The organism is Bradyrhizobium sp. ORS 86 (assembly GCF_045571475.1).
In the GTDB taxonomy this organism is placed as follows: Bacteria; Pseudomonadota; Alphaproteobacteria; order Rhizobiales; family Xanthobacteraceae; genus Bradyrhizobium.
Map to the genome: position 1 here is coordinate 3,493,663 of NZ_CP120699.1, position 26,722 is coordinate 3,520,384.

A 26,722-nucleotide genomic window follows, 5' to 3' on the forward strand; every position below is an offset into this window, starting at 1 on the left:
TGTGCCGCGCGTTCGCGCGGTCATCGACAATCTCGCCTGACGGAATATCCAGTTAGGGATCACGCCACGCGTCGTCAACGCTACCAACCAAACGGGCGTTCGGGGCGCAACCAGATTCAGCCGCCGCGCTTCTTCGCCGCGACCTTCGGCTTGTCGGCAAGGCCGGAATGGTCGACGTCGACCCCGGCGTTTGCCAGCAACACCCGCGCGGCTTGCTTGGCAGCGCGCGCCATCGCGGGGTCGTCGCGCACCAGGTCCTGCGCGATCGAGCCGTCGACCAACAGCGCGAGCTGGGTCGCAAGCCCCTCGGCATCGGCGACACCGAGCTGCTTCAGCAGGTCGCGAAACCAGACGCGGCGGCTTTCCTTGAAGGCAATGGCGATGTTTTTGACGCTGTGGTCTTCGTCCTCCGGACCGAGTTCGGCTACCGCGTTCACAAACGGACAGCCGCGAAAATCTCGCGATGAAAACCGCCGCTCCAGCGAATCGAAGGTAGCGAGGATCTGCTCGACCGGCGGCTTGTCCGACGGGCGAGGCTGCACGAAGCGGCGTTCGAGATAGGCCGAGATCAGCGCGTCCTTCGACGGGAAGTGATTGTAGAGCGTGCGCTTGGAGATGCCGATCTCGGCGGCGATGGTGTCGACGCCGATGGCACGAATGCCCTGCAGGTAGAACAGCCTGTCGGCGGTCTCCAGAATCCGTTCCTTCATGGTCTGTTTGAGAGGCGGGGATGCCATGCGCCGGCCGTGATCCTCTTCGCTTGACAGTAGGGCCCTTGTATAGCCTAAGTACACAGGTCTGTGTAACTAAAACATGCGGGAATCGCAGGCTGCGGCTATCGTGCCGCGCCCGAACGGGAGAACAAAAAATGATGCCCCTGTTGCAGGTCCTGCGTCCCACGCTTCCGATCCTGGTCGGCGCGTCCATGATGCTCACGCTCAGCATGGGGCTGCGCCAGAGCCTCGGCATCTTCCTGCAGCCGCTGACGCACGACATCCACATCTCGGTGTCGGATTTCACGCTGGCGCTCGCCGTGCAGAACCTCGCCTGGGGTTTTCTGCAACCGATGGCCGGCGCAATGACGGTGCGTTACGGCTTCCGCCCGATCATGGTGGTCGGCGCGCTGCTCTACATCGCGGGCCTTGCGCTGATGACGACGGCGCATGGGCTGGTCAGCATCATGATCGGCGCCGGCGTGCTGATCGGTACTTCGCTCGCCTGCACCGCCAATGCGATCGCGATGTCGGTTGCCGCGCGCGCGGTGCCGGAGACGGTGCGCTCCACGGTGCTCGGGATCGTATCCGCGGCGGGCTCGCTCGGCGCGCTGGTCTCGGCCCCGATCGGGCAGATGCTCAATGAAGGATTCGGCTGGCGCATCGGGCTCGCCGGCTTTGTCATCCTGTCGGTCGTGATGATCCCGACCGCGTGGTACGCCGGGCGCGTCGACAAGATGCCGCTGCCGAAGCCCGTCGGCGACGACATCGGCAATGCGACCGCGTTCACCGCCGCGAAGACCGCGTTCAGCAACGCATCCTTCGTGGTGATGACCTGCGCCTACATGGTCTGCGGCATGCAACTCGTCTTTCTGACCACGCATCTGCCGTCGTATCTGGCGATCTGCGGCCTCGATCCGATGCTGAGCGCGCAGACGCTCGGCATGATCGGCGGCTTCAACGTGCTGGGCTCGCTGTTCTTCGGCTGGGCCGGGCAACGCTGGAACAAGCTCGCGCTGCTGGGAGCGATCTATATCTTTCGGTCGCTGGCGCTCGCCTGGTACTTCATGCTGCCGGCGACTCCAGCATCCACGCTGCTGTTCGGCGCCATCATGGGCTTCCTCTGGATGGGCGTCGGGCCGCTCACCGCGGGCGCGGTCGCCGAGATGTTCGGGCTGCGCTGGCAGGCGATGATCCAGGGGCTCGCCTTCATGAGCCACCAGATCGGCAGCTTCCTTGGCGCCTATGGGGGAGGGCTGATCTACGACTCACTCGGCTCCTACACCCTGGCCTGGCGCATTGGCGTCGCGCTCGGCCTGGCCGGCGGCATCATCCAGCTCGCGTTTGCGCTGATCCGGCCGTCGCAACCGCCCTTGCTCAAGGCTGCCTAGCTTCGGCTTCCCCGGATGGATTGGCGGCTGCCGAACAAGGCGCCAGCCGTCAGTCGCTGCCTATTTTTCTATCTGCTGATTGCCGCAAGAACATGCAGGCGGCGACGGCCTCTTCTGTGCATCGATTGAAACCGAAGCATATTCAGTGCGCTGTATCGTTCCCGCCGATGGCATGAATCTTGATTGAATCTGACTAGAAATGGTGCCGGAAACCGTCGCTGAGGTTTCCGGCCTGGGGACCTGTGGGAAGGGCTGGCCACGATGAGGCTGGTCGCCGTTTTATCTCCAGCCATCCGAGCACGGCGGCCTTTGCCGCACCGCCGTGCGGGGGAGCGTCTGTACCTCCGGTTCCGCATCAAGCTGCTGCGACCATTTGGCCTCGCCTCGCGCGCGTCGCGGCGCGTTGAGACGCCCAAGAACTGGACAGCCAATTCAATTCAACCCTCGGCGTTCGACCGCCGAGTGCTCTGCGCACGCTCTGAACACCGACATCTCTTGCGACGGGAGGACGATGATGGAGTTAGCGACATACACGCGCCAAAGGCTCGCGCGGATCCTAGTTGCTGTCCTGGGAGTGGCGCTGCTTTGCGTGCTGTTCAGCGACCTCGCGCTGGCTGACGACGCGACGCCGCAGGCCTGCGGCGGCAAGATTATCGAGAAGTGCACGCCGAATTCCGGCGACACTGCGTGGATGCTCACATCCGTCGCGCTCGTCTTGATGATGACGGTCCCGGGGCTAGGTCTATTCTACGGCGGCATGGTGCGTAAGAAGAATGTGGGCGACACGGTGATGACCAGTTTCGCTGTCACCTGCCTGGTCACCATTCTGTTCGCCGTCATCACCTACAGCCTGGCATTTCGCGCCGGCACTCCGTTCATCGGCGGCCTCGATCGGATGTTTCTCAAGGACATCCTGAGCGACATCGGCAAGGGCGGAATTGGCAATCCCAATCCCCTGGCGGCCACCATTCCGGAGTCCGTTTACATCTGCTTTCAGATGACCTTTGCCATCATAACCCCCGCGCTGATTGCCGGTGCATTTGCCGAGCGGATGAAATTCTCGGCCATGCTCTGGTTCATCGGGCTTTGGGCAATTTTCGTGTACGCGCCGATCGCCCATTGGGTTTGGGGGCCTGACGGGATCTTTTCGGCGGGTAACGACGCCGCATGGGTGAAGGTGCTCGACTTCGCCGGCGGAACGGTGGTCCACATCAACGCCGGCGTCGCAGGCCTCATGTGCGCGATCATGCTCGGCAGGCGCAGCGAGACCGGACCAGCGCACAACATGGTGCTGACCTTCATCGGCGCCTCGCTGCTCTGGGTCGGCTGGTTTGGCTTCAACGCCGGCTCTGCCGTCACGGCGGGAATGCAAGCCGGCATGGCGATGCTGGTAACGCAGATCGCCACGGCGGTAGCCGGCTTCACCTGGATGCTGGTGGAATGGGCGCTCAAGGGCAAGCCGACCGTCGTCGGCATCTGCTCGGGCGCAGTGGCCGGTCTCGTGGCGATTACGCCGGCCTCCGGCTTTGTCGGGCCGGTCGGGGCTTTTGCCATCGGCATTGCCGCCGGCGTATTCTGCTACTGGGGATGCACCGGGCTGAAGCGCATGTTCAGCTACGACGATGCGCTGGATTGTTTCGGTGTCCATGCGATCGGCGGCATCGTCGGGGCGCTGCTGACCGGGGTGTTCGCGGTCGAGCAATACGGCGGAACGGCGGGCGTTCTGGAAGGGAATGTCGGCCAGTTCTTCAATCAATGCATCGGCGTCGCCACCGTGTTCATCTACGATGCCGTGGTGAGCCTGATCATCCTGTTCGTGGTCAATTTCTTCGTCGGCCTCCGCGTGACGCAGGACATCGAGCGCGAGGGTCTCGACCTCGCCCTGCACGGCGAAGTGGTGCAGTAGGAATGGGGCGGCGTTCCGCGGGGCGGGCGATCGCTGCCGGCCCCGCGAGTCAAACCTGTTCGAGGTGCTCCCATGAACTGGTTCTATTGGAACACGGCGTGGTCGCTGTTCTTCAGCCTCATATGGTTCATGACCATCACGCACAATCCCGATGCGCGCGTCGCGGATGCGCATCTGCGGGATGAGGCATTCGGCGGCTAGTCTAGCTCCGGTAGTAGCGCCACATTCTCAGGAACGTCCGGTGGATGTCATCGGGCGCCCGGTCGAACGGCTCCAGGTTGACGCGCACGATGCCACGGTGGTCCATGCGCCAGGGCAGGCGCATCAGCAGGCGATGCATCGGCCGCTTGCGCCAGTCGGCAACAAGCGCGCTGCCGAGCGGCACGTTGAGCGCAATCTGCAACTCATGGACGGTCATCGCCCGCTCGGCGATCTGAACGAGATCGATGCGTTCGATGGCGCGCCAACGGATCAACCCGAAGGCCTGGATGAAGATGCCGTACTGGTTGGCACCGATGGTCGGCCGGCCGGCCTCGAGCAGGGGAATGTTGTAGTAGGTGAAGCCGGCCGCTGCCGCCGCGAGCGCCAGCCAGTAGAGGGCGCCGGTGATCCACGTGGCGGTCAGGAAGATCGCAGCCAGGGCCGCCGTGATGTACACGGGAAAGTAGGTGTCCTCGCGTCCGTAGGCGACGGAGTAGCCGCCGACACTTCCCTCTTGCAAGGTTGCGATCATGTGAACCCCATGCCCGGGCAGGAACGGGAAGCATAGGGGAGGACACAGGGCTGCAAAACAAAAACGGGGCTGCGAAGGCCCCGTTTCGAATATCAAGATCAGGCGATCTTACTTGATCTTGGCTTCCTTGAACTCGACGTGCTTGCGCGCGACCGGATCGTACTTCTTCTTGACCAGCTTGTCGGTCATGGTGCGCGAATTCTTCTTGGCGACGTAGTAGTAGCCGGTGTCGGCCGTCGACACGAGCTTGACCTTGATGGTGACCGCCTTGGCCATGTGCAAACCTCAAAAATGCAGGGGTATTCAGGAGCCGGCCAAATCGGCCCGCGTTTGGCCGGGAAACTAGCCACAAACCGCCCAAAGTCAAGGTTTTCGGGGTCAAATCCGGCTCGATTCTTGCCGATTAACCCTCGAAGAAGCGGTTTTTCGGCCGCGGCAGGCCCAAATTCTCGCGCAAGGTCCGCCCCTCATACTCGTTGCGGAAGATCCCGCGCTTCTGCAACTCGGGTACCACCCGGTCGACGAAGTCGAACAGCCCCTGCGGCAGGTAGGGGAACATGATGTTGAAGCCGTCGCTGCCGCGCCCTGTCAGCCATTCCTCCATCTGGTCGGCAATGGTTTGCGGCGTGCCGACGAAGGCGAGCCCGCCATAGCCGCCGACGCGCTGCGCGAGCTGGCGCACCGTGAGCTTGTCGCGCGCGGCGACGTCGACGAGGCGCTGCCGGCCGCTCTTGCTGGCATTGGTTTCAGGAATCGGCGGCAACTGACCATCGGGATCGAAGCCGGAGGCGTCGGTGCCGAGGATCACCGAGAGCGAGGCGATCGCGCTGTCGTAATGCACGCGGCTGTCGAGAAGCGCGCGCTTCTCCTTGGCTTCCTCGACGCTGTCGCCGACCACGACGAACGCGCCCGGCAGGATCTTCAGGTGCTCGGGATCGCGGCCGACCTTCTCCATGCGGCCCTTGATGTCGGCATAGAGTTTTTGTCCATCGGCGAAGCTGCCGCCGCCGGTGAAGACCGCTTCCGCGGTCTCGGCCGCGAGCTGCCTGCCATCCTCCGATGCGCCGGCCTGCACGATGACCGGCCAACCCTGCACCGGGCGGGCAATGTTCAGCGGGCCACGGACCGAGAGATATTTGCCCTTGTGATCGAGCACGTGCATCTTGTCCGGATCGAAGAACAACCCTGACTCGACATCGCGTACGAAGGCGTCGTCCGCGAAGGAGTCCCACAGGCCGGTGACGACGTCATAGAACTCGCGGGCGCGCTTGTAGCGCTCGGCATGCTCCATGTGATCGTCGAGCCCGAAATTCAGTGCCGCATCCGGATTGGATGTCGTCACGATGTTCCAGCCGGCGCGGCCGCCGGAGATGTGGTCCAGCGAGGCGAAGCGTCGGGCGACGTGATAGGGCTCGTCGAACGTGGTCGAGCCGGTCGCGATCAGGCCGATATTCTCGGTGACGGCAGAGAGCGCGGACAACAGGGTGAACGGCTCGAACGACGTCACGGTGTGGCTGCGCTTCAGCGCATTGACCGGCATGTTCAGCACGGCCAGATGATCGGCCATGAAGAAGGCGTCGAACTTGCCGGCCTCGAGCTTTTTGATGAGCTGCTTGATGTGGGCGAAGTTGAAATTGGCATCCGGCCAGGCCCCGGGGTAGCGCCATGCGCCGGTGTGGATGCTGATCGGCCGCATGAAGGCGCCGAGCTTGAGTTGACGCTTCGCCATTGCCTCGTTCCGTTGCTGAGGTCGTTAGCGGAACAGATAGGGAGGCGTTCTGCGGCGCGCCATCGGGAAGATTATTTTGTTTTTGCGAGCTCTCTCGACATCGTCATTCCGGGGCATCGCGCAGCGATGAACCGGGAATCTCGCGTCACAACCTCTGAATTCCGGGCTCGCGACGTCGTCGCGTCCCGGAGTGCTCGACAGACATCAAGCCCCCAACACGTCCTTCTGCATCTTGCCGCCGTAGAAATGGAAGAACGGCACCGGCGCGTCGTGACGGAGCGGGCCGGTCGCGAGCCTGCGGTCGAGCTCGGCGAGCACGTTCTTGGTCATCGCATGCGCATCGGCGAGCGGCTCGGAGCCGATCTCGACCCACACCAGCTCGACCAGCTCGGCATCGGCGTGCACCACGCCTTCGACCCGATGCGCGATCGTCGAAGCGTCCGCGGTGAAGAATCGCGTATCGAAGCGGCGGACGCGGCCGGGCGGCGTGATCGCACGCGCGATCAGGAACAGGCCGGACGGGTCGGGCAGGAGTCCCGCATCGGCGAACGGTGCCCACGGTCCGTCGAGCTTCACCGTCTTCTCGATCTTGCGGCCGAGGCAGAGGCCGGTCTCCTCGCAGGCCTCGCGGATCGCCGCGTTGGCGAGCGCGCGGGCGCGGCCGGGTGTGATCTTCGGGCTGCCCTTGAGCAGATTGGCTTCCAATTCCGACGTAATCGGCGCGGCAACCGGCACGCGGTTGTCGGCCTTGTCGACGCGGCCACCGGGGAAGACGTATTTGCCCGGCATGAACACCACCTTGTCGTGGCGCTTGCCAACCAGCACCTTCGGCTTCGCGCCCGAGCGGTCGATCAGGATCAGCGTTGCCGCATCCTTCGGCCGGAAGTACGGATGATGATCGGCTTCTTTTTCCCCTTGGTGGACGGCAGCGGCGGTCTCAGTCATCTCATCCCTTTCGGTTCTTCTTGTCGTCCCGTTTAGCTAGACCGGCGGGATGTCGCTAGGGGCATTTTCGTCAAAGCCGTGCATGCGCAATGCCCATTGCAATCCGATCACGGCGCCCTTGACCGGCTGCAACAGCAGCAGCGATGCGATGAGTGTGAACGGCAGATAGATCGCAAGCTGCAGCCACACCGGCGGCGAATAATTGGTCTCGATCCACAGCGCGGTCGGTACCACGATATGGCCCACAATCACGATGACGAGATAGGCAGGCAGATCGTCCGCGCGATGTGGGGTGAAATCGAGGTCGCAGACCGGGCAGTGGCCATCGCACTTCAGGAACGCGCGAAACAGCTTGCCGTTGCCGCAGCGCGGGCAACGGCCGGAGAATCCGCGCTTCATTGCGCTCCAGAGGTCGCGCTTTTCGGCCTGTGCCGTTTCGCGGGTCCAGACCACCGTGGGCGGGGTCACCGTTTCCATGATTTGCCTCGCTTCGATTTGCCGGACTTTTGCTTCGGCAGCTTGCGGTCCTTTTTCTTGCTGCGCCCTTTCCGCTCTTGATGCGCGTTGGCGCGACGCTCGGCGCCGTCGCGTTTTCTGCCACGCGGAATAGCCTTGCCATCGGATAATAGCTCAAAGCGCAATGCGCCGGCCACCGGAGCCGCCTCGACCAAGCGCACGTCGACGACGTCGCCGAGCCGGTACATGGTTCCGCTGCGCGAGCCGATCAGCGCGTGGCGCGTCTCGTCATAGTTGAAATACTCGGTGCCGATCGTGCGAATGGGAATAAGACCATCTGCGCCAGTGTCATCGAGCTTCACGAACAGGCCTGCACGCGTCACGCCGGAAATCCGCCCCTGGAAGCTGGCGCCGACGCGATCGGCGAGGAAGTGCGCGATCAAGCGATCGGCAGTCTCGCGCTCCGCCTTCATGGCGCGCCGCTCGGTGAAGGAAATCTGCGCCGCGATCTCGGCGAGCGTTTCCACGGTTTCGTCTGCCGGCAACGCGCCTTCGCCGAGGCCCAGCGCTCGGATCAGCGCACGATGCACGATGAGATCGGCATAACGGCGGATCGGCGAGGTGAAGTGCGCGTAGCGGCGCAGGTTCAAGCCGAAATGGCCGTAATTCTCGGCGGAGTATTCGGCTTGCGCCTGCGAGCGCAGCACCACCTCGTTGACCAGCGGTTCGTAGTCTTCGCCAGAGACCTGCGCGAGCACCCGGTTGAACTGCGAGGGACGCAGCGCGCCCGACTTGGTGAAGGGCAGGTCGAGCGTCTTCAGGAATTCCTGGAGATTGTAGATCTTCTCCTGGGTCGGCTCGTCGTGCACCCGATAGATCAGCGGCAGGCCCTTCTTCTCCAGGGTCTCGGCCGCGGCGACGTTGGCCAGGATCATGAACTCCTCGATCAGGCGGTGCGCATCGAGCCGCTCCGGCACGATCACGCGATCGACGGTGCCGTCGGGCTTCAGAAGGATCTTGCGTTCGGGCAGATCGAGGTCGAGCGGATCACGTTCGTTGCGCGCGAGCCTGACCAGCTCGTAGGCGGACCACAGCGGTTTGAGGATCGGATCGAGCAGCGGACCGGTGGTGTCGTCGAGTCTGCCGTCGATCGCAGCCTGCGCTTGCGCATAATGGAGCTTTGCCGCCGAGCGCATCAGCACGCGATGGAAGGTGTGCGAGCGCTTGCGGCCGTCGGCGCCGATCACCATGCGCACCGCAAGCGCGCCGCGCGCTTCGCCCGGCACCAGCGAGCATAGGTTGTTGGAGATGCGCTCGGGGAGCATCGGCACGACACGATCGGGGAAATACACCGAGTTACCGCGCTGAAGCGCGTCGCGGTCGAGCGCGGAGCCCGGCCGCACATAGAAGCCGACGTCAGCGATCGCGACATGAACGATGTAACCGCCTTTGTTATTCGGATTGGGATCCGCTTCGGCGTGAACGGCGTCGTCATGATCCTTGGCGTCGGGCGGGTCGATGGTGACGAGCGGCACGTCGCGCCAGTCCTCGCGGCCCTGCAACGTCGCAGGCTTGGCCTCCTCTGCCTCACGCAGTGCCGAGGATGAGAAGACCTGAGGTATGTCGTGGGTGTGGATCGCGATCAGGCTGATCGCCTTCTCGCTCGCGATCGAGCCGAGCCGTTCCTTGACGCGGCCGAAGCCGAGCCCATAGCCGCGGCCGCGGATCAGGTCGACGCTGATGAGATCGCCGTCCTTGGCGCCGGCGGTATCGGCCTTGGCGATATTGAGTTCGCGACCGGCCTGCTTCTTGTCGACCGGGATCAGCCGTCCGCTACCGTCGGGGGTGCTGCGGAAGATGCCGAGGATGCGGCTCTTCGCGTGATCAATGATCTTGATGACGCGGCCACGATAGGGCGTGCCGTCGCGTTCATCGGTAATGTCGACCCGCAGCAAAGCGCGGTCGCCGACACCGGCCGCAGTGCCGGGCTTCGGTCGCCGCGGCGTCTCGATGCGGATCTTTGGCGCGGTGCCGTTCTCGTCCGCGTCCCACTCGGCGGGTGTGGCGATCAATTCGCCGTCGCTGTCGCGGCCGGTGACGTCTGCAAGCACGGTCGGCGGCAGCGCGGCCGGCTCATGCATCTTGCGGCCGCGCTTGGCGATCGTGCCGTCCTCGGCGAGCTCGCGCAGGATCCGCTTCAGCTCGGCGCGGTCGGCGTTCTTCAGGCCAAACTCTCGCGCGATCTCGCGGGTGCCGACCTTGCCTGGATTGGCGCGTATGAATGCGACAATGGCGTCCCGGGCCGGAAAGCCATGGTCGGGTTTTTGTTTCACTTATCCTCTTGCCTTGCCTGCGCTCTTCTTCGCGGGCGCTTTGGTTGATGTCGCGGGCTTCGCGGCCGAGGTCTTGGCGCCTGACGAGACCGGCGCGCGCGCCTTGCTGGCCGCGCCCGGTTTCGGTTTCGCTGCGGCCGTCTTGGCCGCAGCTTTCTTGGCGGGCTTGGCTTCTGCACCGCTGTCAGCCTTCGCGGACTTTGCTTCGGATTTGGCGGGCTTCGCCGCCTTCGTCTTCTTGGCCTTCACCTTGCCGCCGCCCTTGGCGGCCCGCTCGTCGATCAGCGCGATCGCTTCGGCGAGCGTGACCTCGTCGGGGGCGCGGTCGCTCGGAATCGTCGCATTGACGCCGCCTGCGGTGACATATGCACCGTAGCGTCCGTTCTTGAGTGCGACCGCGCCGAGCGTGGGGTGGTCGCCGAGCGGCTTGCCGGGATCGGCGCCGAAGCGGCGGCCGCTCGGACCCTTTGCGACCTTTTCAGCAATCAGCGTGACCGCGCGGTTCAGCCCGATGTCGAACACCTCGTCGCCGGCCTCGAGGCTGGCATAGGTCTTCTCGTGCTTGACGAACGGTCCGAAGCGGCCAAGGCCGGCGGTGATCGGCTGGCCCGTTTCCGGATGCCTGCCGATCTCGCGCGGCAGCGACAACAGCTTCAACGCAAGCTCGAGGTCGACATCGCCGGGCGAGGTGCCCTTCGGAATGCCGGCGCGCTTCGGCTTCTCGCCTTCCTCATAATCCTTCTGCTCGCCGAGCTGGATATAGGGTCCGAAACGGCCGGCCTTCACCGCGACGTCGAACCCGGTCTCGGGATCCTTGCCGAGGATACGGTCGGCGCTCTCGGCGCTGTCGGCTGCGAGCGGGCGGGTGTAGCGGCACTCCGGATAGTTCGAGCAACCGACGAAGGCGCCGAACTTGCCGGCCTTCAGATTGAGCCGTCCGGTGCCGCAGGTCGGGCACTGCCTGGGATCGCCGCCATCGGCGCGCGGCGGGTAGATGTGCGGACCCAGCATCTCGTCGAGCGCATCGAGCACCTCGGCGACGCGAAGGTCCTTGATGTCATTCACAGCGCCGATGAAATCGCGCCAGAAATCCTTCAGCACCTGCTGCCAGGCGATCTCGTTGTTGGAAATGCGGTCGAGCTGCTCTTCGAGATCGGCGGTGAAGTCGTACTCGACATAGCGCGCGAAGAAGTTCTCCAGGAACGCGACCACGACGCGGCCCTTGTCCTCGCCGTGCAGCCGCTTCTTCTCCAGCTTGACGTAGCCTCGATCCTTCAACACCTGCAGGATCGAAGCATAGGTCGAAGGACGGCCGATGCCGAGCTCTTCCATCCGCTTGACCAGCGAAGCTTCGGAAAAGCGCGGCGGCGGCTCGGTGAAATGCTGGGTGACGGAAAGGCTCTGGCGCTTCACCGCTTCGCCCTCGCTCATCGCGGGCAGGCGGCGCGAATCCTCGTCCTCCTCGTCGTCGCGGCTTTCCTGGTAGAGCGCGAGGAAGCCGTCGAACTTGATGACCTGACCGGAAGCGCGCAGCTCCAGCACGCGCGCGCCGGCCTTCGCCTCGATATCGACGGTGGTGCGCTCGAGCTCGGCCGCTTCCATCTGGCTCGCGATCGTGCGCTTCCAGATCAGCTCATAGAGCCGCGCTTGGTCGGCATCGAGCCGGCGGCCGATCGAGGCGGGACGACGCGACAGATCGGTCGGGCGGATCGCCTCGTGAGCTTCCTGCGCGTTCTTGGCCTTGGTCTGGTACTGGCGCGGCGCATTGGGCACGTAGGCGTTGCCGTAATCCTCGCCGATCACCTTGCGCGCTTGCGTGATGGCCTCGTTGGCGATCTGGACGCCGTCGGTTCGCATATAGGTGATGAGACCGGTGGTTTCGCCGCCGATGTCGATGCCCTCATAGAGACGCTGGGCGATGCGCATGGTGTGGGCCGGCGCGAAGCCGAGCTTGCGGCTCGCTTCCTGCTGCAGCGTCGAGGTGGTGAAGGGAGCCTGCGGGTTGCGCCGCGCGGGCTTCGCCTCGACGGTTTTGACCGTGAAGGTCGCGGCCTCGATCGCCTTCCTGAAGTCTTCGGCCTCGGCGCCTGAGCCGATGTCGAGCCGCGCGATCTTCTTGCCGTCGGCACCGACCAAGCGCGCCTCGAACGCTTCGCCGCGCGGGGTGAGTAGGGTGGCGATCAGCGACCAGTATTCCCTGGGAACGAACTTCTCGATCTCGAGTTCGCGATCGCAGACCAGCCGCAGCGCGACCGACTGCACGCGGCCCGCCGAGCGGGCGCCGGGCAGCTTGCGCCACAGCACCGGGGAGAGCGTGAAGCCGACCAGGTAATCGAGCGCACGGCGCGCCATGTAGGCGTCGACCAGCGCGCCGTCGATCTGGCGCGGCGCCTTCATCGCCTCGGAGACGGCCTGCTTGGTGATGGCGTTGAACACCACGCGCTCGACCTTCTGGTCCTTCAGCGCGCGCTTCTCCTTCATCACCTCCAGCACGTGCCAGGAGATCGCCTCGCCCTCGCGATCAGGGTCGGTTGCGAGAATGAGGCGGTCGGCCCCCTTCAGCGCCTTCGCGATGTCGTTCAGGCGGCCGGCGGCCTTGGCGTCCACCTCCCAGATCATCTGGAAATTGGCCTCGGGATCGACGGAACCGTTCTTCGCCGGGAGGTCGCGGACATGGCCGAACGACGCCAGGACCTCGTAGGAGGCCCCCAGATATTTGTTGATCGTCTTGGCCTTGGCCGGCGACTCCACAATGACGATATTCATGTCATTCCAATAGCTTACGGGAAAACTTGAAGGCGGATTCCGCTAGACTCGCGGCCCGCCGATTCGGGGCGAACATGGGTGCTGAGGCGGCCCCTGTCAAATCGACAGATATTGAAAGAGTGGAGTTGGGTAGCAAAATACTACCTCGCTGGTTGAAACCTGCGTCCTGCAGTTGTGGTCGAAGAGGGCAGGTTTCCCGGTTTATCCGGTCGGACGGAAGCGGCTTGTTGACGGGGGGAGGACGGAAGCGGACGGCGGCCGGCCGGCGATGGAGAGGCGACGGGCGGGAAGGGCAGCGGCGCCATATTGCGCCGCGGCGGTCGTGCGGCGGTGGCTCGTCATTGCGTCGCACTGGCCTTCGCCGGACCCGAAGCCTTGGCGAGGGCGGACGCGATCGATCGCGCCGCCGTCATCCTCGCGCATGCGGGGGATCCAGTACGCTGCGCATCTCGGATCAATCACTGCTGCCTCTGGAATACTGGATCGCCCGCCTTCGCGGGCGATGACAGACGTGGAGATACGGCCTTGCGTTCTCGCGACACGATCTGTCCGAGGTTTTCTTCCGTTTCGCCGCTCTATCGATCAGGCCAATGCCCGCCGCGCGCGCTTGACGGCGGGCCGCGGCTTCAGCGTCGTGTCGGCAGCATCAAGCACGCGTCCGTCCTGCGAATACAGCGCGAGCTTCTTTACCGGCTTGCCCTTGTCGCGGTCGACCAGGATGGTCGCGATCTCGTCCGGGTGCTCGTCGAACTCTTCGCTCCATTGCCGCAGCGCGACCAGGATCGGGAAGATCCCGCGACCCTTCGGCGTCAGCACATATTCCTGATAGGCGCTGCCATCGGAAGCGGGAACCATCTTCAGGATGCCGCGCTCGACGAGCGCGCGTAGGCGCGTGGCGAGGATGTTCCTGGCCAGTCCGAGGCTCGCCTGGAATTCGCCGAAGCGGCGCCGGCCGAGGCTGGCGTCGCGGATGATCAGCAGCGACCACCAGTCGCCGAACACGTCGAGCGCCCGCGCGATCGGGCAGGCATCGCCCGCAAGGCTGGTTCGTTTCACCACGTCTGTCTCCGGCAAAGGCCGAGCGATCACAGCCTTTTGTGGTTGCATTATTAAACCCGCTGCCTTACGTGGGCAATCAGGTTTAATAATGCAACCAGATTGGAGGCGAGCATGAGACTGGCGAACAAGACGGCGTTCATCACCGGCGGCAACAGCGGCATCGGCTTTGCGACCGCGAAACTGTTCGTGGCTGAAGGCGCCAAGGTCGTCATCACTGGCCGCAATCGTGAGACGCTTGCGGCGGCAGCGAAGCAACTCGGCCCGAACGCGCTGGCTGTCGCGGCCGATGCAACCGATGTCGCGGCGCTGGAAGCCGCCGTGAAACAGGGCGCAGAAAAATTCGGCAAGTACGACGTCCTGTTTGCGAATGCCGGCATTCCCGGCCAGACGCCGGTCGGCGGCACCACGCTTGCGGCCTTCGAAAGCGTGATCCGCACCAATCTCACCGGCGTGTTCTTCACCGTGCAGGCGGCCGCGCCCTATCTCAACGATGGCGCGTCGATCATCCTCAACGGCTCCGTGATCTCGGTGCTCGGCAATCCCGGCTATTCGGCCTATGCCGCGAGCAAGGCCGGTGTACGGGCGATGGCGCGGGTGATGGCGTCAGAGCTTTCGCCCCGCGGGATCCGCGTCAACGTGGTAGCGCCGGGCGCCGTGCGCACACCGATCTGGGGCGCGGCGGTCGCGACGCCCGAGGCAGAGAAAATGTTCGAGGCGCGGATCGCCAAGTCGACGCCGCTGGAGCGCATTGGCGAGCCGGATCACATTTCGAAGACGGTGCTGTTTCTGGCGTCGGACGATTCCGTGCATCTGCAAGGGCAGGAGCTGTTCGTCGACGGCGGCGCGACGGCGTCGCCCGCAGGCGCGCCGATCTATCGCGGCTGAGACTCTGACTCGTTGTAAAAAGGAGGACCGGTGTGAAGCGGATCACACCGGCCGATTCCGTGCGGAACTATGATTCCGCGCACAAGGCACTGAACCTTTGACGTGCTCCCCGGACTCCTCAATTGGGCGGGGATTTTTTACTACCGATTCATTTGGAGCGCCGTCATGCCGAAAGCAGCCCGCATTTCGCGTTCGATTCCGGTTTCGTCCGCATCCGAAGATAAAGAGTCGGATTCGTCGCAATTGGTCACGGTCGCGCTGTTTTCCGGCATTGGCTTGTTGATCTCGCTTGTCGCCGTCATCCTCGGCATTCAGGGCGTTTGGTTCTGAGTGCATTGATGCATGACCCTGGTCCGCGCTGGATGAGGCGCGCGGACCTTGCTCCTTGCAGCCGTCATACCCGCGTATGCGGGTATCCAGGAGTTGCGCCCTCCCGGCACTACAAACTGTGTCTCTTCGTCTGCGGGTCCACGATTCGAGCCCGTGATCGCCCACCAATCTTCTCAATCGTTACCTCGGAGGGCAAAAGCCAGGTCGCAGCAGCAACGGTCACGGCGCAGCCGAGAGCGCTCGCATCTTGGTGGCCGAGATCGATTCGGTTGTCTCATCCAGGACAATACGCTCTATCGAATAGCCGACGTCGCGACCGTGGTAGACATTGGTAATGTTGGGTAGTGGCACCACCACGAAGCGCCCAGCATGCGCGGACAACGCGGTTTCGATTCGTTGCTTCACCGCAAAGAACGGCAGTGGGTTTTTATCATCGATGCCATGAGTATCGCGTACTGCGATGCAGATCTGGCCGACCCGTTTCAACCCTTCCTCGATCAGGCGCTGATGCCCGGCATGGAATGGCTGGTAGCGACCGATGAACAGCGCGGTTGGCTTTTGCGGATCGAATGCGGGACGTAATCGTAGTAACGTCTGCTCGGCCCAATATTGGGGCGTGCCCTCTGCGGTGACGCGCACGTCAAAGCGATCGGGCGCGACGAACATGCGGTTGGTGTCTTCAAATCGGCTGATATCGATGCGATCGATCCAGACTGTGAAAGCCTCGCCGAACGCCGTGCGCGTTGCTGGTGTCGGGCAAACAAAATCCGCAATCACCGTGCCGCCAGCTTCGACGACCCGATCGCACATCCAGCCCATGCGTCGCGCATGCTCGATGCGGTCTTCGTGGCTGAAGCCGAGATCACGCGACAGATTGGCGCGGACCGCGTCAGCGTTGAACACGACCGCGTTCAACAGCGGTGCGAGTGCATTGGCAAAAGTCGTCTTGCCCGCGCCAGGCAAACCCATGACCAAGATCTTGCGCAACACCCGCGATGCCTCCTTACGTCTATCTCATCGTCCGACCACACTGAAGAGCGGACGCACTTGTTGTCCGCGATTTCGGATGTGGTTTAAAAGCTGAAGCGGAGCCCCCCGGTGAAGGTCCAGCCCCGTACGCCGCCGTCGCTGACATGCGTCTGGTAGGCAACGTCAGAGAACACCGCTAGCCCGTTTGTCACTGTGCCGGTCAATCCGCCGCCGACCTGGATCGCCGTCCCGTACGAGCCAGTGCCGAACCCGAGGCCGCCGAGGCTGATTGCGGAGCCGTCGCCAAAGCCCTGCAGGAGATTGACCTTCAGATAGGGCGAAAGCAGCGTTCCGTCCGCAGTCTGGAAGCGCCGGACCAACCGGCCGCCGATCCGGGCGACGCCCTGATCAAGGTTGCCGATCGCGACGTTCAGCCCGCCCGTGTCGGTGCGCGGCGAAAAGCTGAGGTGCTGCCAGACGAGTTGCACCTCCGGCTCGGCGACCAGGTCTTGCCAGCCGATCGGGATCGGGTAGCCGCTTTCGACCGACAGGCCGACCAGCGTGCCGTTGAGGTCGGTGGTCTTTCCGGCCGCCGCGGTGGTCACAGAGCCTCGGAACACGCCGCCCGTGGCAATGGCATCCACATAAAACCCGCTGCGCATCTGGTAGGTCGCGATGCCCGACAGCTTGTCGGTCTCGAACGTGCCGCTGCTCGACCCATCGACCGCATTCGGTGTGAAAGAGGCGTGGCCAAGCGTGCCGGCAAGACCGATTCTCAAGTGACCACGTTCGTCGTCGAGCGCGACGCCGCTGCCGCCGAACTGGATCGCCTCATCGCTTGCTTTGAAGTTGTAGCCGAAGTCGGAAAAGCTGCGGGTCGAGGTGTATTGGTAGGGGCCACCATAGCCGCGCACGAACGTTTCGAACTGCTGCGGCTCGCCCCGCGCCTGCGCGTCGCGGATCTCGCCGAGCCGGCGGTGCAGATCGTTGATGTCACGCAGGCCGGCGTCAAACAGCACGGTCGGTGAACTGATATAGGCCGGCACTTGCGGCACCACTTGCGGCCGCGCGTTAGGGGGCGGAGCTGGCGGTGCCGGAGGCACCGGTCCCGCCGGCGTCACAAAGACATTTTGCAGCCGGTAGTCCCAATTGGCGCCCGGCGTGCCGATCAGGGTCTGGCCCGGGTCGGCCTGGCCGTTCGGCGAGCCGGGGCCGTAGGCATTGAGGTTGTAGACGTAAGGGCCACTGCTGACAGTGCCGCCCGCCAGCGTAAACGCACCGACCGACGACGGCCCGGCGACCTGGATGATCGAGATGCCGGTCGTTGCGGTCGGGAAGTTGACGGAGGTGAATGCGCCGGTTCCGACCGGCGTAATGCGCACCTGGGTCGAGCCGGCGCTGCTGCCGCCGACCAATAGCCGGTCGGTCGATTGATTCGACAGCGCGCCGCCGGCATTGAGCATGGTCCTGAGCACCAGCGTGCTCCCGCCGGCGCCGACAAAATTGCCAGCAACTTTGAGCGCGTTGCCCGGTGCCGGCCCGACCAGCGTCACCAGTCCCGAATTGGTCAGATTGCCGCCGACGTTGAAGGTGGTGTTTGGCGCGCTCGAAAACGCCGGCAGCGCGTTGCCGATCGCGAACGTCCCGTTGTTGGTGACCGAGCCGGCGATGCTGCCGAAGCCGCCGAGCGTCGCGCCGCTCGCCACCATGACCGCCCCGCTGCCTGACAGTGACGCCGAGGGCGTGCTCGGATCACCGACGACCAGTGTGCCGGCCGTGACATTGGTCGGCCCGGAATAAGTGTTGTTCGCCGTCAATGTCAGCGTGCCGCTGTTGGCCTTGGTCAATCCGCCTTGGCCGCTGATCACGCCGCCGATGGTATAGTTGTTGGTGCCGCTCACATCGATCGTATTGGCAAAGCCGGCGATATTGTTGAGCACGATATTGCGGGCGGTGCTGATGGACGCCGTCACCGCCAACCTGCCGCTGCCGGGCAGGCCAGTGTCTGCATCGGTGCCGCCGAAGGTGAGGACGCCGCTCGCATGCCCCAGAGCGGCATCGTTGCTGATCTGCAAGGTGCCGCCCGTAATCGTCCACGGCGTCACTGCTCCCGTCGCGCCGGTCAATTGCCAGGTGCTGGCGCCTGACTTCTGGAACGCATCAAAGTTGTGATACTTGGCGCCGATCTGCGACACATCGAACACCGTCCCCGTGGCTGTGCCATCGCCCGACGGATTTGTGGAGCTTCCCCCCAGGATCAACGTGTTGGTGGTGCCGGTCACGCCCGAAGCATTGGCGACATTGCCGATGATCATCCAGCCGGATTGCAGCTCGAGGCTGTTGGTGCCGCCGGTGAAGAGAACCGCATTGGATCGCACCGTGCCGGTGTTGCCGTCAACGCCGCCGGCAATCGTGCCAGCATTGACGATCGTCAGATTGCTGCCGCGGATGCCAACGCCGCCAACACCGCCGTCCGTCATACCAGTCGGTGAAGGCCCCCCACCATCGCCGCCCTGGAGGAGGCCCGTGTTGATGATCGTCGTCGCGGGTCCCGTGATACCGCCGCCGACGCCGCCAACACCGCCAACACCGCCGCCTAGGCCACCGCCACCGCCACCGCCGATGGCATCGCCGCCATTGCCGGCGGTGCCATGCTGGGTGGGGTTGAGAGAATAGTTGACGCCACCCGCACCAGCGCCGCCGTAGATTTTGCCACTATTGATAATACGGGCTGCCCCCGTGAGATTGCCGCCGGAGCCGCCGATACCGCCGGCCCCATAGCCACCGGCACCGCCGCCGCCGCCAACGCCCGCGCCGCCGCCACCACCGCCGCCGCCGCCGCCAAGGCCATAGCCACCGCCACCGCCTCCACCGCCGCCGCCAACGCCCGCACCGCCACCACCGCCGCCGCCGGAACCGTAGCCGGTGCTACCCTGGCCGCCAACGCCGCCACGTACGATGGCTGAATTGGTGAAGGTGAAAGACGTGCTGACATTACCACCCGGGTTCCCGGTATGCTGATATGCTCCGCTGTTGCCACCCCCGCCGCCGGTGAAGCCACTGCCACCGCCGCCACCGCCGCCACCGCCATAAGTGCCGCCGCCACCAATGCTACCGGTCGCATTGGCACCAGCGCCACCGCCGGGAGATGTACCGCCCGTACCACCAACGCCCTTATTGGTGCCGGCTGTCCCGCCAGCGGCCATTGCAACGGACCGGAATATTTCAACGGTGAGGATCACGACAGCGAGCGCCGTGGTGCCGAGCAAACGCGCGCGAGCCAAGCCGCGGGCGCCAGCCACCTTATCTCGGCGCAGGGGACTAGCGGGCAGGGGACTAGCGGACAGTGGATCGGCGTGCCGGCGGCGGGACATCGATCGCGCTGCCGGCAAGATTTCCCAGAAGGGGGATTGAACAGATTGTTGTATCTGCGGATCGGAACGAGCCAAATCGGGCCGAACCGTCACGCGCCGAATCCGCATCACTCCGCCCCCTACGACGCCGCCCGAAACGTCAGGTTGTACATTACTCGTGAATCGCGCGAATGCAACCGAAAGCTTCCGCAAGAAGCCAAACCACTGACCGGATTGACTTGGGAAATCTCCACATGGCTATCTGAGCGCCTCTGTCCTTAGACGTATGGTGGTGGTTGGAGGAGCCGTTGACAGGAGAACCTTTGCAGCGCCGTTTCCATTTCATCTCTGGCCTTCCGCGATCTGGCTCGACGTTGCTGTCAGCCATTTTGAGCCAGAATCCCCGGTTTCATGCCAGCATGAGTGGCCCGCTGGGAGGCATGTTCGATACCATGCTGAGCGAACTGAGCGATCAAAGCGAATTTTCTGTCTTCGTCAGCAATGACCAGCGCAGCCGTATTCTGAAGGGCCTATTCGACAGTTACTACGGCCCGGAATTCGGTGGCGATGTGATTTTCGACACGAACCGCATCTGGTGCGCGAGGCTGGAGCCGCTCCAGCAGTTATTTCCGCGCAGCAAAATCATCGCCTGTGTCAGGCACGTATCGTGGGTTATCGACAGCATCGAGCAGTTGGTTCGTCGGAACGTGTTTCAGCCTTCCGGAATCTTCAACTACAAGCCTGCCGGTACAGTGTATTCGCGCGCGGAGGGGTTGGCCAAAGGAGACGGCATGGTCGGGTTTGCGCATAATGCGGTGAAACAGGCCTTTTACAGTGCCGATCCATCCAACCTGATGCTTCTACGTTTTGAAACGCTCACACGAGAGCCGGCACGCGCCATCGCTGCCGTGTACGCCTTTATCGACGAGCCGATGTACAGTCATGATTTCGACAACGCGACATACGAAGCGGATGAGTTTGACCGGCGCCTGGGCACGCCCGGACTGCACACGGTACGCCCGAAAGTTGAACCGGTCGCACGTGCCAGTGTGCTGCCGCCGGATTTGTTCAGCCGTTATGAAAACGAGGCCTTCTGGCTCGACCCCGCCTTGAACCCGCGCAAGGTGAAGGTGGTATAGCGGATGATATGAAGGTGAAGGTTGTATGGCGGGGACTTCGGCCTCTGAGATCGTGGGTCACCCGCCTTCGCGGGTGACGACAGCAGTGTTGGTGACTGCCGTCGCCGAGGCGACCGGCAGGGGTGCGGGGGGATCAGGCCGCGTTGAGGCTGCTCGCGGCCTGCAGCGCACCCGCAACGGCTCTCTCGCGATGATCGGGGCCGACCTGGATGCCGTCGGCGGAAATGAACTCGAGATTCGTGACGCCGATGAAGCCGAACACCCCGCGCAGATAGGTTTCGAGATGCTCAAGCGCGGCCATCGGCGTGCCGGCGCCGTAGTAGCCGCCGCGCGAGATCGCGATGACGACGCGCTTGTTGCCGGCCAGTCCCTCGACCCCGCTGGCGCCATACTTGAACGTCTTGCCTGCCACCAGGATGCGGTCGATCCAAGCCTTGAGCTGGGAGGGGATCGTGAAGTTGTACATGGGCGCGCCGATCACGACGATGTCGGCCTCCAGAAACTCCGCCAGCACCGCCTGTCCGGCGGCGATATCGTCACGCAGCGCGGGTTCCGGAGCAGCGCCCTGGCCGGCGGCCAAGTGCGAGCCGGTGAGGTGGGCGAGCGGGGTCAGCGTCAGGTCGCGATAGGTGACGACGAGGCCGGGATTGGCTTGGCGCAGCCGCTCGACGGCCGCGGCGGAGACCTGACGGCTCACGGAGTGGGGCCCGAGGACCGAGGAATCGATGTGCAGAAGTTTCATGGCAGAGGTCACCTTTGGTATTGGTTTGTAACTGGCGCTATATGAGTGACCGCCCTAAATCTCCGCAAGAACGCACAATTTTGAAACCCGAGCACAGACATGAGACCCGAGAACATCCGTGTGCCTGCCCTGCCGCCCGTGCCCGGGCCCGACCATGGCAACTGCAAGGCGGTCGCCTCGGTGCTCGCCCGCGTCGGCGACAAATGGAGCGTGTTCGTGATCATGATGCTGATCGATGGACCGCGGCGCTTCAACGAGCTGAAGCGGATGATCAACGGCATCTCGCAGCGGATGCTGACGCTCACGCTGCGCGGACTGGAGCGCGACGGCTTGGTGACGCGCACGATCTTCCCGACCATCCCGCCGCGGGTCGACTACGAGCTGACCGATCTCGGCCGCGGCCTCGCCGAGCCGGTGAAGTCGCTCGGCGAATGGGCGATCGCACATCTGCCGCAGATCGAAGGCGCACGGAATAGGTTCGACACGCGGAACGGCGAGTGACGTTGTTTGAGCATTGTAGCAGCACTAATCTAGCCCAACCGACGGGATGGCCTCATTATTGGGTCATGCGCCGAATCATAACTCTGGCTCTTTATCTAGCGATGATCGCTGGCGGCTCATGGGCCACCTACGAATGGCTGGTGTTAGGCGGAAGGGGGATAGCCTTCAAATTGGGCGCTTTCCCCACGCTGTTCGGCGCCTACCTCTTATGGGCGGATTTTCTATCCCCCGGCCGGGAGCGTTCATGATGCATCCGGACGCTCACGTACGACCGACAGGCTAAATCATCGACACCAGGCCGCCGCCGTGGCGTTCGAGCTTGCCGGCGAGCTCGAGTTCGAGCAGCACTGCGCGGACGATCGCAGGCGGCATGTCGGCCATCCGGATCAGGTCGTCGAGGCTGATCGGGCTCGGCCCCAATAGACCCACGATGCGGGCGCGATCAGAGGCGTCGGTGGCGAAATCGAGCGGTTCGTCGTCCTCGCGCACGCCGAGCATCACCGGCCGCTCCATGATCGGGGTGACGGCATTGATGATGTCCGCGGCTTCGGTGACCAGCGTCGCGCCTTGCTTGATCAGATCATTGGTGCCGGCGGCGCGCGGATCGATCGGCGAGCCCGGCACGGCAAACACTTCGCGGCCTTGTTCGGCGGCCATCCGCGCGGTGATCAGCGAGCCCGAGCGATGCGCGGCCTCGACGATGACGACGCCGAGCGAGGCGCCCGAGATCAGCCGGTTGCGGCGCGGGAAGTCGCGCGCCCGCGGCACATGGCCGAGCGGCATCTCGGACATCGCGGCGCCCTGATCGAGCAGCGCGGCAAGCAGGTCGTTGTGCTCCGGCGGATAGATCCGGTCATGGCCGCCGGCCAGCACGGCGACTGTTCCGCTCGCGATCGTGGCGCGATGCGCCGCCTGGTCGATGCCGCGGGCGAGTCCGGAGATCACGACAAAGCCGGCGTCGCCGAGCTCACGGGCCAGTTGGCCGGCGAACTTCAGTCCGGCGCCTGAGGCATTGCGCGAACCGACGATCCCAATCATCGGCCGCGTCAGCACGTCAAGCGCGCCGCGCAGGCCGAGCAACGGTGGCGCGTCGTCGATGGTGGCGAGCCGCGACGGATATTGCGCTTCGCCGGGCGCGACCAGATCGATGCCGAACTTCTGGCAGGCGGCGAGCTCGGCTGTGGCGTCAGCCTCGCTGCAGATGCGCCCGACACCCGACGCGCCGCCGCGGCGCGCAAGATCGGGCAGACGCTCAAGCGCGCTCGCCGCATCGCCGAAATGGCGAAGCAGCGATGCAAAAGTGCGTGGACCGACGTTGTCGGAGCGGATCAGCCTGAGGCGACTGAGCCGTTCGGTATCGGAGAGCTTGTGTGGACGGTCGTGCATGGGGAATCCAGCTTCGCCCAAGAGGAGATTGTGATCAACGGCCTCATTGGCACACCCTGCGCAACGCGCTACCTACAACGGCATAGCAGGGGAGCCCGCCATGATATCACTCGCCGATCTCCAACAGCGGATCGAACAGGGCGCGCTGTCGCCGGAGGCTGCCATCGGCCGATCGCTGGATGCGATCCGCGTGAACGACAAGACCATTGGCGCCTTCGTCCGCCACGACGAGAACGCCCCAGCGCAAACGGCCGGGCCACTGCGCGGCGTCGCGGTCGGCATCAAGGACATTATCGATACCGCCGATTTCCCGACCGAGATGGGGTCGCAGATCTACCGCGGGCATCGCTCGCGCGCGGACGCACCAGTCGTGATGGCACTCATGCAGGCCGGCGCGACCATCATCGGCAAGACCACGACGACGGCGTTTGCGGCAACCGATCCGACCGCGACGCTCAACCCGCACAATCATGCGCACACGCCCGGCGGATCGTCGTCGGGTTCGGCGGCAGCGGTCGCGGCCGGAATGATTCCGCTGGCGCTGGGAACGCAGACCGGCGGCTCGGTGATCCGGCCGGCCTCGTTCTGCGGTGTCGCCGCGATCAAGCCGAGCTATCGGCTGTTGCCGACCGTCGGCGTGAAGTGCTTCTCCTGGACGCTCGATACCGTCGGGCTGTTTGCGTCCGGCGTCCGCGACGTCGCGCGCGGGCTGGCGGCGATGACCAACCGGCCGGACCTGGTGGTGCCGGACGCGGTGACGGCGCCGCGGATCGGCGTGGTGACGCAGGCCTTTGCCGGCGCACCGGAGCCGTCGGGCGCGGCGGCATTGCAGACGGCATCGCGTGCCGCCGAGCGGGCCGGGGCCTCGGTGCGCGAGCTTGCGATGCCCGAAATCGTCGCGGAGGCCTGGCGCATCCATCCTGTGGTGCAGGATTTCGAGGCGCATCAGGCGCTCGCCTGGGAGTATCGGCAGAACTACGACACGATGCCGCCGATCCTGCGCGGCCGGCTCGACGAGAGCAAGGGCATCACCGCGCGCGATTACGACGCGGCGATGGACGTTACCGTGCGCGCGCGGCAGGCGCTGGCGGCCGTATTCGACGAGGTCGACGTGCTGCTGACACTGTCTGCGCCGGGCGCCGCGCCCAAGGGGTTATCGTCGACCGGCGATCCCCGTTACAACCGGTTGTGGACGTTGATGGGCGTGCCCTGCGTCAACGTGCCGGCGCAGGTGGCCGAGGGCGGTCTACCGGTCGGCGTCACCGTCATCGCGCCGTTCGGTGCGGACGCGCGGGCGTTGGTGGCGGCGAGTTTTGTCGAGACGGCGTTGAGGAAGTAGTTCGCCGTCGTTCCGGGGCTCGCGAAGCGAGAACCCGGAATCTCGAGATTCTCAGGTGCAGCACCATAGTTCGATGCTGCACATCGCCCCGGAATGACGGGGGAGTCACCGCTTCTCGCCGATCTTGCCTTCGGTGCCAGCCTGCAAGCGCTTGATGTTCTCGCGGTGCATGTAGAACAGCAAGAGCGTCAGCACGGCGAACAGCGAGGCGAGGGCGTTGTGGCCGAACCACCACAGGAAGATCGGGGTCACGAAGGCCGCGACCAGCGCCGAGAGCGACGAGTAGCGGCTGGTGAAGGCGGTGGCGAGCCAGATCACGGCGAAGATCAGCGCCGCCGGCCAGAACAGGCCGAGCAGCACACCGATATAGGTCGCGACGCCCTTGCCGCCCTTGAAGCCGAGCCAGACCGGGAACAAGTGGCCGAGGAATGCGCCGAGCGCGGCGAGCATCGCCGCATTCGGGCCGCCGAAGTAGCCCGCGATGATGACGGCGACCGTGCCCTTGAGCATGTCGCCGATCAGGGTTGCCGCCGCGAGGCCCTTGCGGCCGGTGCGCAACACGTTGGTGGCGCCGATATTGCCCGAGCCGATCGAGCGCAGATCCTGCGTGCCGGCGAGCTTCGTCAGGATCATGCCGAACGGGATCGACCCGCAGAGGTAGCCGATCAGGAACGCGACAATGAGGAATCCGTCACCCGACATGGCTGTGGCTCCGATCGTGCCGCACATTCTGGCACGGGTCAGACATGTTCGTACACCGTGCGGCCGCCGACAATGGTCCGCATCACGCGGCCCGAGAACCGGGCGTCGTCGAACGGGGTGTTCTTGCACAGCGACTTGAGGTCGTCGCGGTCGAGCACCCAGGGCGTGTCGGCGTCGATCACGATCACGTCGGCCGGAGCGCCGGCGCGCAGCGTGCCGCCGGGCAGGCCCAGCAGTTCCGCCGGCCGGGTCGACATCGCGCGGATCAGCGTCTTGAACTCCATCTCGCCATTGTGGATCAGCCGCAGGGCGGCCGGCAGCATGGTCTGCAAGCCGACCGCGCCGCTGGCGGCTTCCGCGAACGGCAGCCGCTTGACCTCGACGTCCTGCGGATTGTGGTCGCTCATCACCACATCGATCAGCCCGGAGGCGAGCGCGGCCACCAGCGCCTTGCGGTCGTCCTCGGTGCGCAGCGGCGGCGACAGCTTCAGGAAGGTGCGGTAGGGGCCGATATCGTTCTCGTTCAACGTTACATGGTTGATCGAGACCGAGGCCGAGACGTCGAGCCCGTTGTCGCGGGCACGCTTGAGGATCTCGAGCGACTCCATCGAGGTCAGCGAGGCCGCGTGATAGCGGCCGCCGGTCAGGCCTGCGAGCCGCATGTCGCGCTCGAGCATGATCGACTCGGCGGCGGTCGGGATGCCCATGAGCCCGAGGCGCGTTCCGAATTCGCCCTCGTTCATCACGCCTTCGCCGACGAGGTCCGGATCCTCGGTGTGATGCACGATCAGCGCGTCGAAATCGCGCGCATAGGTCAGCGCGCGGCGCATCACCTGCGCGTTGGTGACGCTCTTGTCGCCGTCGGTGAAGGCGACCGCGCCGGCGGCCTTCAGCAGGCCTATCTCGGTCATCTCCTGACCCTGCAGGCCCTTGGTGAGCGCCGCCATCGGATGGATGTTGACGATCGCGGTGTCGCGGGCGCGGCGCAGCACGAAATCGACGGTCGCCGAATTGTCGATCACCGGTGAGGTGTCGGGCTGGCAAACGATGGTGGTGATGCCGCCGGCGGCCGCAGCCAGGCTTGCCGAAGCGAAGGTTTCGCGGTGGCTCGCGCCGGGCTCGCCGACGAAGGCGCGCATGTCGATCAGGCCGGGCGCCACGATCTTGCCGGCACAGTTGACGATGTCGGTGCCTTCGGGCACGCCGGCGGCTCCGATGCCGCGCTTGGCGTCGCGGATCACGCCGTCGGCGATCAGCACATCGCCGGGGCCATCGAAATCCCGCGACGGGTCGATGACGCGGGCGTTGGCGAGCAGGACAGGGCGGCGATCGGTCAGCATCGGTC

General features: G+C 64.7%; 23 protein-coding genes. 8 read left to right on the forward strand and 15 right to left on the reverse strand.

Annotated elements, in window-relative coordinates; all coding sequences use genetic code 11:
• Positions 1-116: 116 nt before the first annotated feature.
• Positions 117-737 (reverse strand): TetR/AcrR family transcriptional regulator, encoded by a 621-nt coding sequence (locus P6U25_RS16000; protein ID WP_407152091.1) that lies wholly within the window; start codon positions 735-737, stop codon positions 117-119.
• Between the two features lie 134 nt (positions 738-871).
• Between P6U25_RS16000 and P6U25_RS16005 the strand changes: the two genes are divergently transcribed.
• From P6U25_RS16005 to P6U25_RS16015, 3 genes are all read left to right on the forward strand, one after another.
• A complete protein-coding gene (locus tag P6U25_RS16005; protein WP_407152534.1) occupies positions 872-2,104 on the forward strand; it encodes an MFS transporter in 1,233 nt (410 codons plus the stop codon).
• Positions 2,105-2,618: 514 nt separating this feature from the next.
• Positions 2,619-4,010: an ammonium transporter gene (locus P6U25_RS16010; RefSeq protein ID WP_407152092.1), complete on the forward strand. Its 1,392-nt coding sequence runs from the start codon at positions 2,619-2,621 to the stop codon at positions 4,008-4,010.
• A gap of 72 nt (positions 4,011-4,082) precedes the next feature.
• Positions 4,083-4,211: a hypothetical protein gene (locus P6U25_RS16015; RefSeq protein ID WP_280984561.1), complete on the forward strand. Its 129-nt coding sequence runs from the start codon at positions 4,083-4,085 to the stop codon at positions 4,209-4,211.
• A gap of 1 nt (position 4,212) precedes the next feature.
• Here the strand turns inward: P6U25_RS16015 and P6U25_RS16020 are convergent, their stop codons facing one another.
• From P6U25_RS16020 to P6U25_RS16055, 8 genes are all read right to left on the reverse strand, one after another.
• Entirely contained in the window at positions 4,213-4,743 is a 531-nt protein-coding gene (locus P6U25_RS16020) for a hypothetical protein (RefSeq protein ID WP_407152093.1), read from the reverse strand.
• Positions 4,744-4,851: 108 nt separating this feature from the next.
• Positions 4,852-5,019 (reverse strand): 50S ribosomal protein L33, encoded by a 168-nt coding sequence (rpmG, locus tag P6U25_RS16025; protein ID WP_212499080.1) that lies wholly within the window; start codon positions 5,017-5,019, stop codon positions 4,852-4,854.
• Positions 5,020-5,146: 127 nt separating this feature from the next.
• On the reverse strand, positions 5,147-6,472 hold the full coding sequence (locus P6U25_RS16030) for an LLM class flavin-dependent oxidoreductase (protein WP_407152094.1): 1,326 nt from the start codon (positions 6,470-6,472) through the stop codon (positions 5,147-5,149).
• Between the two features lie 204 nt (positions 6,473-6,676).
• Positions 6,677-7,417: an NUDIX hydrolase gene (locus P6U25_RS16035; RefSeq protein ID WP_407152095.1), complete on the reverse strand. Its 741-nt coding sequence runs from the start codon at positions 7,415-7,417 to the stop codon at positions 6,677-6,679.
• 36 nt (positions 7,418-7,453) lie between these two features.
• A complete protein-coding gene (locus P6U25_RS16040) occupies positions 7,454-7,894 on the reverse strand; it encodes a DUF983 domain-containing protein (protein ID WP_407152096.1) in 441 nt (146 codons plus the stop codon).
• A complete protein-coding gene (gene rnr, locus P6U25_RS16045; protein WP_407152097.1) occupies positions 7,882-10,206 on the reverse strand; it encodes a ribonuclease R in 2,325 nt (774 codons plus the stop codon). The genes P6U25_RS16040 and rnr overlap by 13 nt, the downstream gene beginning before the upstream one ends.
• Entirely contained in the window at positions 10,207-12,972 is a 2,766-nt protein-coding gene (gene topA / locus P6U25_RS16050) for a type I DNA topoisomerase (RefSeq protein WP_407152098.1), read from the reverse strand.
• Positions 12,973-13,554: 582 nt separating this feature from the next.
• Positions 13,555-14,031, reverse strand: coding sequence for a winged helix-turn-helix transcriptional regulator (locus P6U25_RS16055; RefSeq protein ID WP_407152099.1), 477 nt, complete (start codon positions 14,029-14,031; stop codon positions 13,555-13,557).
• Positions 14,032-14,142: 111 nt separating this feature from the next.
• Here P6U25_RS16055 and P6U25_RS16060 point away from each other — a divergent pair, with 111 nt between their 5' ends.
• Both P6U25_RS16060 and P6U25_RS16065 read left to right on the forward strand, forming a co-directional pair.
• Positions 14,143-14,916 carry an SDR family NAD(P)-dependent oxidoreductase gene (locus tag P6U25_RS16060; protein ID WP_407152100.1) on the forward strand — a complete coding sequence of 258 codons (774 nt, stop codon included), beginning with the start codon at positions 14,143-14,145 and terminating at the stop codon, positions 14,914-14,916.
• Between the two features lie 165 nt (positions 14,917-15,081).
• Positions 15,082-15,246, forward strand: coding sequence for a hypothetical protein (locus P6U25_RS16065; RefSeq protein ID WP_407152101.1), 165 nt, complete (start codon positions 15,082-15,084; stop codon positions 15,244-15,246).
• 219 nt (positions 15,247-15,465) lie between these two features.
• Here the strand turns inward: P6U25_RS16065 and P6U25_RS16070 are convergent, their stop codons facing one another.
• Both P6U25_RS16070 and P6U25_RS16075 read right to left on the reverse strand, forming a co-directional pair.
• Positions 15,466-16,236: an adenylyl-sulfate kinase gene (locus P6U25_RS16070; protein ID WP_407152102.1), complete on the reverse strand. Its 771-nt coding sequence runs from the start codon at positions 16,234-16,236 to the stop codon at positions 15,466-15,468.
• Between the two features lie 83 nt (positions 16,237-16,319).
• Complete coding sequence (locus P6U25_RS16075; protein ID WP_407152103.1) at positions 16,320-19,499, reverse strand: autotransporter outer membrane beta-barrel domain-containing protein; 3,180 nt, start codon at positions 19,497-19,499, stop codon at positions 16,320-16,322.
• 377 nt (positions 19,500-19,876) lie between these two features.
• Between P6U25_RS16075 and P6U25_RS16080 the strand changes: the two genes are divergently transcribed.
• Positions 19,877-20,707 (forward strand): sulfotransferase family protein, encoded by an 831-nt coding sequence (locus P6U25_RS16080; RefSeq protein WP_407152104.1) that lies wholly within the window; start codon positions 19,877-19,879, stop codon positions 20,705-20,707.
• 133 nt (positions 20,708-20,840) lie between these two features.
• On the opposite strand, the gene P6U25_RS16085 is transcribed toward P6U25_RS16080, so the two are convergent.
• Complete coding sequence (locus P6U25_RS16085) at positions 20,841-21,449, reverse strand: FMN-dependent NADH-azoreductase (protein ID WP_407152105.1); 609 nt, start codon at positions 21,447-21,449, stop codon at positions 20,841-20,843.
• Between the two features lie 99 nt (positions 21,450-21,548).
• Between P6U25_RS16085 and P6U25_RS16090 the strand changes: the two genes are divergently transcribed.
• Entirely contained in the window at positions 21,549-21,950 is a 402-nt protein-coding gene (locus P6U25_RS16090; protein ID WP_407152106.1) for a winged helix-turn-helix transcriptional regulator, read from the forward strand.
• A gap of 279 nt (positions 21,951-22,229) precedes the next feature.
• Here the strand turns inward: P6U25_RS16090 and dprA are convergent, their stop codons facing one another.
• Complete coding sequence (gene dprA / locus P6U25_RS16095) at positions 22,230-23,336, reverse strand: DNA-processing protein DprA (protein ID WP_407152107.1); 1,107 nt, start codon at positions 23,334-23,336, stop codon at positions 22,230-22,232.
• A gap of 100 nt (positions 23,337-23,436) precedes the next feature.
• Between dprA and P6U25_RS16100 the strand changes: the two genes are divergently transcribed.
• A complete protein-coding gene (locus P6U25_RS16100; protein WP_407152108.1) occupies positions 23,437-24,675 on the forward strand; it encodes an amidase in 1,239 nt (412 codons plus the stop codon).
• A gap of 105 nt (positions 24,676-24,780) precedes the next feature.
• Here P6U25_RS16100 and plsY read toward each other — a convergent pair whose 3' ends face one another.
• Positions 24,781-25,377: a glycerol-3-phosphate 1-O-acyltransferase PlsY gene (plsY, locus tag P6U25_RS16105; protein WP_407152109.1), complete on the reverse strand. Its 597-nt coding sequence runs from the start codon at positions 25,375-25,377 to the stop codon at positions 24,781-24,783.
• Positions 25,378-25,415: 38 nt separating this feature from the next.
• Positions 25,416-26,717: a dihydroorotase gene (locus P6U25_RS16110; RefSeq protein ID WP_407152110.1), complete on the reverse strand. Its 1,302-nt coding sequence runs from the start codon at positions 26,715-26,717 to the stop codon at positions 25,416-25,418.
• Positions 26,718-26,722 lie beyond the last annotated feature (5 nt).

What these genes read in the sequence shown, in the direction of transcription:
- P6U25_RS16000 (WP_407152091.1), bottom strand. Translation starts at nt 737, where the DNA reads ATGGCATCCCCGCCTCTCAAACAGACCATGAAGGAACGGATTCTGGAG.
- P6U25_RS16005 (WP_407152534.1), top strand. Translation starts at nt 872, where the DNA reads ATGCCCCTGTTGCAGGTCCTGCGTCCCACGCTTCCGATCCTGGTCGGC.
- P6U25_RS16010 (WP_407152092.1), top strand. Translation starts at nt 2,619, where the DNA reads ATGGAGTTAGCGACATACACGCGCCAAAGGCTCGCGCGGATCCTAGTT.
- P6U25_RS16015 (WP_280984561.1), top strand. Translation starts at nt 4,083, where the DNA reads ATGAACTGGTTCTATTGGAACACGGCGTGGTCGCTGTTCTTCAGCCTC.
- P6U25_RS16020 (WP_407152093.1), bottom strand. Translation starts at nt 4,743, where the DNA reads ATGATCGCAACCTTGCAAGAGGGAAGTGTCGGCGGCTACTCCGTCGCC.
- rpmG (WP_212499080.1), bottom strand. Translation starts at nt 5,019, where the DNA reads ATGGCCAAGGCGGTCACCATCAAGGTCAAGCTCGTGTCGACGGCCGAC.
- P6U25_RS16030 (WP_407152094.1), bottom strand. Translation starts at nt 6,472, where the DNA reads ATGGCGAAGCGTCAACTCAAGCTCGGCGCCTTCATGCGGCCGATCAGC.
- P6U25_RS16035 (WP_407152095.1), bottom strand. Translation starts at nt 7,417, where the DNA reads ATGACTGAGACCGCCGCTGCCGTCCACCAAGGGGAAAAAGAAGCCGAT.
- P6U25_RS16040 (WP_407152096.1), bottom strand. Translation starts at nt 7,894, where the DNA reads ATGGAAACGGTGACCCCGCCCACGGTGGTCTGGACCCGCGAAACGGCA.
- topA (WP_407152098.1), bottom strand. Translation starts at nt 12,972, where the DNA reads ATGAATATCGTCATTGTGGAGTCGCCGGCCAAGGCCAAGACGATCAAC.
- P6U25_RS16060 (WP_407152100.1), top strand. Translation starts at nt 14,143, where the DNA reads ATGAGACTGGCGAACAAGACGGCGTTCATCACCGGCGGCAACAGCGGC.
- P6U25_RS16065 (WP_407152101.1), top strand. Translation starts at nt 15,082, where the DNA reads ATGCCGAAAGCAGCCCGCATTTCGCGTTCGATTCCGGTTTCGTCCGCA.
- P6U25_RS16085 (WP_407152105.1), bottom strand. Translation starts at nt 21,449, where the DNA reads ATGAAACTTCTGCACATCGATTCCTCGGTCCTCGGGCCCCACTCCGTG.
- P6U25_RS16090 (WP_407152106.1), top strand. Translation starts at nt 21,549, where the DNA reads ATGAGACCCGAGAACATCCGTGTGCCTGCCCTGCCGCCCGTGCCCGGG.
- dprA (WP_407152107.1), bottom strand. Translation starts at nt 23,336, where the DNA reads ATGCACGACCGTCCACACAAGCTCTCCGATACCGAACGGCTCAGTCGC.
- P6U25_RS16100 (WP_407152108.1), top strand. Translation starts at nt 23,437, where the DNA reads ATGATATCACTCGCCGATCTCCAACAGCGGATCGAACAGGGCGCGCTG.
- plsY (WP_407152109.1), bottom strand. Translation starts at nt 25,377, where the DNA reads ATGTCGGGTGACGGATTCCTCATTGTCGCGTTCCTGATCGGCTACCTC.
- P6U25_RS16110 (WP_407152110.1), bottom strand. Translation starts at nt 26,717, where the DNA reads ATGCTGACCGATCGCCGCCCTGTCCTGCTCGCCAACGCCCGCGTCATC.